Source organism: Fibrobacter sp. HC4 (genome assembly GCF_023373925.1).
Lineage (GTDB): Bacteria > Fibrobacterota > Fibrobacteria > Fibrobacterales > Fibrobacteraceae > Fibrobacter.
In genome coordinates this window covers 1-5248 of record NZ_JALCZV010000044.1, presented here as the reverse complement: position 1 = coordinate 5248, position 5248 = coordinate 1, and the positions used below count along the sequence as shown (strand labels likewise).

At 56.7% G+C, this 5248-nt stretch carries 2 tRNA genes and 3 rRNA genes; all 5 read left to right on the top strand.

What is annotated here, in order from left to right:
• Positions 1-101 precede the first annotated feature (101 nt).
• Positions 102-1618: ribosomal RNA gene (locus tag MMG03_RS15715) — 16S ribosomal RNA — on the top strand.
• A 99-nt stretch (positions 1619-1717) separates the two neighbouring features.
• Positions 1718-1791, top strand: a tRNA-Ile gene (locus tag MMG03_RS15710).
• An 8-nt stretch (positions 1792-1799) separates the two neighbouring features.
• Positions 1800-1872, top strand: a tRNA-Ala gene (locus MMG03_RS15705).
• A gap of 174 nt (positions 1873-2046) precedes the next feature.
• Positions 2047-4947 (top strand): 23S ribosomal RNA (locus MMG03_RS15700).
• Positions 4948-5057: 110 nt separating this feature from the next.
• A 5S ribosomal RNA gene (rrf, locus tag MMG03_RS15695) occupies positions 5058-5172 on the top strand.
• Together the 16S, 23S and 5S rRNA genes with 2 tRNA genes alongside form the textbook arrangement of a ribosomal RNA operon.
• Positions 5173-5248: the final 76 nt, after the last annotated feature.

The window sequence follows — 5248 nt, the reverse complement described above, 5'->3', positions numbered from 1 at the left end:
GAGAAGATTGAAGGAATCGGAGATGTGCTTAGTGACGGCCCAAGAAATTTCTTGGAATTAGTCGAATACGAACGTGATTACGGGACCAAGACTTTAAAAAATTAATGAAGAGTTTGATCCTGGCTCAGAACGAACGCTGGTGGCGTGTCTTATACATGCAAGTCGAGCGGGGACTTCGGTCCTAGCGGCGAACGGGTGAGTAACGCGTAAGCAATCTGCCCCATATCAGGGAATACCCGTGCCAACGCGCGGTTAATGCCCAGGAGAGTGGCAGTCCACATGGACTGTTGACTAGAGATTTATCGGTGTGGGATGAGCTTGCGTCCGATTAGCTAGTTGGCGGGGCAACGGCCCACCAAGGCGACGATCGGTAGCCGGCCTGAGAGGGTGATCGGCCACATTGGGACTGAGATACGGCCCAGACTCCTACGGGAGGCAGCAGTAGGGAATATTGCACAATGGGGGAAACCCTGATGCAGCAACGCCACGTGTGGGAAGAAGCATTTCGGTGTGTAAACCACTGTCGTGAGGGAATAATGCTTAATTTCGGTTAAGTTGAATGTACCTCGAAAGGAAGCACCGGCAAACTTCGTGCCAGCAGCCGCGGTAATACGAGGGGTGCAAGCGTTGTTCGGAATCACTGGGCGTAAAGGGAGCGCAGGCGGAGATGCAAGCAGTCTGTACAATACCGGGGCCCAACCCCGGACCTGCAGACTGGACTGTTTCTCTTGGATAGTTCAGGGGCAAGCGGAATTCCTGGTGTAGCGGTGGAATGCGTAGAGATCAGGAAGAACACCGATGGCGAAGGCAGCTTGCTGGGGACTTATCGACGCTCATGCTCGAAAGTGCGGGTAGCAAACAGGATTAGATACCCTGGTAGTCCGCACCGTAAACAATGCATACTGGGTGTCCGGGGCTCGCCCCGGGTACCGAAGCCAACGCGTTAAGTATGCCGCCTGGGGAGTACGTACGCAAGTATGAAACTCAAAGGAATTGACGGGGGCCCGCACAAGCGGTGGAGCATGTGGTTTAATTCGAAGCAACGCGCAGAACCTTACCAGGGTTTGACATGGGAACGCCGCGGCGAGAGATCGCCGTTTTGTAGCAATACAACGTTCCGCACAGGTGCTGCATGGCTGTCGTCAGCTCGTGTCGTGAGATGTTGGGTTAAGTCCCGCAACGAGCGCAACCCACGTTTCCAGTTGCCACCCGCAAGGGGGCCCTCTGGAGAGACTGCCGGGGACAACCCGGAGGAAGGTGTGGATGACGTCAAGTCCTCATGGCCCTTACATCCTGGGCTACACACGTGCTACAATGGTCGGTACAATGGGTCGCTACCTGGTGACAGGGCGCCAATCCTCAAAGCCGGCCTCAGTTCGGATCGGAGTCTGCAACTCGACTCCGTGAAGCTGGAATCGCTAGTAATCGTGGGTCAGCACACCACGGTGAATACGTTCCCGGGCCTTGTACACACCGCCCGTCAAGCCATGGGAGGAGGGAGTGCTCTAAGTCGCGATGCCAACCCGCAAGGGAGCCAGCGCCTAAAGCAAGACCTCTGACTGGGGCTAAGTCGTAACAAGGTAGCCGTACCGGAAGGTGCGGCTGGATTACCTCCTTTAAGGAGTAAAATTTGGAACTGGTTTCCAACCACCTGTAATCGAAAGACGTTCAGACTAGAAGTCGCCACGAAAGCACATCTCCGATTCTTTTAGAGCCCGGGTCTGTAGCTCAGCTGGTTAGAGCACCGCTCTGATAAGGCGGGGGTCAATGGTTCAAGTCCATTCAGGCCCATAGCTTAAGGGGTTATAGCTCAACTGGTAGAGCGCCAGCTTTGCAAGCTGGATGTTAGGAGTTCGAGTCTCCTTAGCTCCAGTAGCGCTTCCGGGCGCAGGAAATGGGAAGGCCACCGCGCCGACCTGCAGATTGAAAATTACGGCATGTAACCAAGAAAAGCAATCAAGCATACAGAGTGACTTGAAGCACTGAGAAAAAGGTGGATTCGAGCTGCTCATGCGAGCGACAGATCGAGCTTTATCGTTGGAAACAGGAATTAAGCGAAGGAATGCACGCGGGGGATGCCTAGGCATCTGCCGGCGACGAAGGACGGGCCAAGCCCCGAAAGTCCCGCACGAGGCGCAAAGGGCCTTTGACTGCGGGGGATCCGAATGGGGAAACCCACGCGCAAGCGTATCCACGGACTGAATACATAGGTCCGAGGAGGCAAACCCGGGGAACTGAAACATCTAAGTACCCGGAGGAAAAGAAATCAACCGAGATTCCCTCAGTAGTGGTGAGCGAAAGGGGAGGAGCCCAGACGGTTCGCGCATTCAGGCGACAAGGCGAAGCGGGATGGAAAGCCCCCCCAGAGCAGGTGACAGGCCTGTAGTCTAGTTCAATGGAGCGTACGTCGAAGAGTAGGGCGGGACACGTGAAATCCTGCCTGAAGACGGGGGGACCACCCTCCAAGGCTAAATACGAGCGGATGACCGATAGTGCACAGTACCGTGAGGGAAAGGTGAAAAGCACCCCGAGAGGGGAGTGAAAGAGCGCCTGAAACCGCGTGCATACATTCTGTCGGAGGGAGGATTCATCCTCCTGACGGCGTGCCTTTTGTTTAATGAGCCAGCGAGTTGCTCGTGTACGGCGAGGTTAAGGGCCTCAGGCCCGGAGCCGAAGCGAAAGCGAGTCTCAACTGGGCGACCAGTCGTACACGGCAGACACGAAGCCTTAGTGATCTACCCATGGCCAGGCTGAAGCGGGGGTAACACCTCGTGGAGGGCCCAACCGATATACATTGAAACGTGTCCGGATGAGCTGTGGGTAGGAGCGAAAGACCAATCAAACTGGGCGATAGCTTGTTCTCTCCGAAACATATTTAGGTATGGCGTCATGTTAGCTTCACGGGGGTAGAGCACTGGAAGGACTAGGGGGCACACCCGCTTACCAAACCCTATCAAACTCCGAATACCGTGAACGTGATGCATGGCAGACAGCCCGCGGGTGATAAGATCAGCGGACGAAAGGGAAACAACCCGGACCATCGACTAAGCGTCCCCAAGTATGTGCTAAGTGGTAAAGGATGTGGGGTTGCACAGACAGCCAGGAGGTTAGCTTAGAAGCAGCTACCCTTTAAAGAAAGCGTAATAGCTCACTGGTCAAGCGACCCCGCGCCGAAAATGATCGGGACTAAGCACATCACCGAAGTCATGGACTCAGCAATGAGTGGTAGGAGAGCGTTCCGTAGGCCTGGGAAGGCGCGTGGCGATGCGCGCTGGAGGTATCGGAAACGAGAATGCTGGCATGAGTATGCGAAAATGCGGGTGAAAAACCCGCACACCGTAAGTCCAAGGGTTCCCGGGCAAGGATAATCCTCCCGGGGTCAGTCGGGATCTAAGACGAGGCCGAGAGGCGTAGCCGATGACAAGCGGGCGAACATTCCCGCACCCACATCACTGCGTTTGACCGACGGGGCGACGCATGGGACAGCGAGTAGCGACTGATGGATGTCGCGGATGGCGTGCAAGGCTCCGGGGCGGCAAATCCCCCCGGTACATGCCCCAGGCGCCGGACCGGTGGAAGGCTTCGGCCGGAAGCTGAGTCTCGTGGGCCCGTGCCAGGAAAACCCCCTAAGGGAGTATTGATGTGGCCCGTACCGTAAACCGACACAGGTGGACGAGGCGAATAGCCTAAGGTGCTCGAGACAACTCGGGAGAAGGAACTCGGCAAATTAACCCCGTAACTTCGGGATAAGGGGAGCCTCCAGCGGTGAGGATGGACAGTCCAGGGCTGCAGGAGGTCGCAGGGAAACGGCAGAAGCGACTGTTTACCAAAAACACAGGGCCATGCTAACACGCAAGTGGATGTATATGGTCTGACACGTGCCCGGTGCCGGAAGGTTAACAGGAGGCGTCAGCTCACGCGAAGCGCTGAATCGAAGCCCCGGTAAACGGCGGCCGTAACTATAACGGTCCTAAGGTAGCGAAATTCCTTGTCGGGTAAGTTCCGACCTGCACGAATCGTGTAACGACTTCTGCACTGTCTCCTCCCGGGACTCGGCGAAATTGCAGTGCCGGTGAAGATGCCGGCAACCCGCACCTGGACGGAAAGACCCCATGAACCTTCACTGTATTTTGACATTGGTTTTAGGACTGGCATGTGTAGGATAGGTGGGAGGCTTTGAAGCGGCGACGCCAGTCGTCGTGGAGCCATCCTTGAAATACCACCCTTGCCCGTTTTGAGATCTAACCTCGTCCCGTCATCCGGGACAGGGACCGTGTCTGATGGTCAGTTTGACTGGGGCGGTCGCCTCCTAAAAGGTAACGGAGGCATCCAATGGTTCCCTCAGCGCGGTCGGCAATCGCGCGCAGAGCATAAAGGCATAAGGGAGCTTGACTGCGAGACGGACACGTCGAGCAGGTACGAAAGTAGGGCTTAGTGATCCCGCGGTACAGCGTGGAACGGCCGTTGCTCAATGGATAAAAGGTACTCTGGGGATAACAGGCTGATCTCCCCCAAGCGTTCATAGCGACGGGGAGGTTTGGCACCTCGATGTCGGCTCGTCGCATCCTGGGGCTGGAGAAGGTCCCAAGGGTTTGGCTGTTCGCCAATTAAAGCGGCACGCGAGCTGGGTTCAGAACGTCGTGAGACAGTTCGGTCCCTATCCGGTGTGGGCGTACGAGACTTGAGGGAAGCTGACCTTAGTACGAGAGGACCGGGTCGGACGTACCTCCGGTGTACCGGCTGTCGCGCCAGCGGCATTGCCGGGTAGCCGTGTACGGATCGGAGAAACGCTGAAGGCATCTAAGCGTGAAGCCGTTCCCAAGATCAGGTCTCGCGGGGGCAACCCCCTGAAGGGCCGTCGGAGACTACGACGTCGATAGGCGACAGGTGTAAGCGTGGCGACACGTTGAGCCGAGTCGTACTAATAGCCCGTGAGAGCTTTTCCTTTCTTTCAACGATGACGTTCGACACGCGTCGCGTGAGCAGCTAGGATTCATCACCTTTACTTCAGCCACTCAGTAGAGTCGCTGGTTGCAGGTTACTGCCGGAGAGATTGTTTCAGCGGTTATCGAGGGAGGGTCATACCCGTTCCCATTCCGAACACGGAAGTCAAGCCTCCTATCGCCGATGGTACCTGGCCTACGGGTCCGGGAGAGTAGGTCGCCGCTGGATTCACGGGCCCCCCGAGGAAAACCTCGGGGGGCCCTTTCTTGTTTATGTCCATCGCCGTCGCGCCGGGGCGTCGACG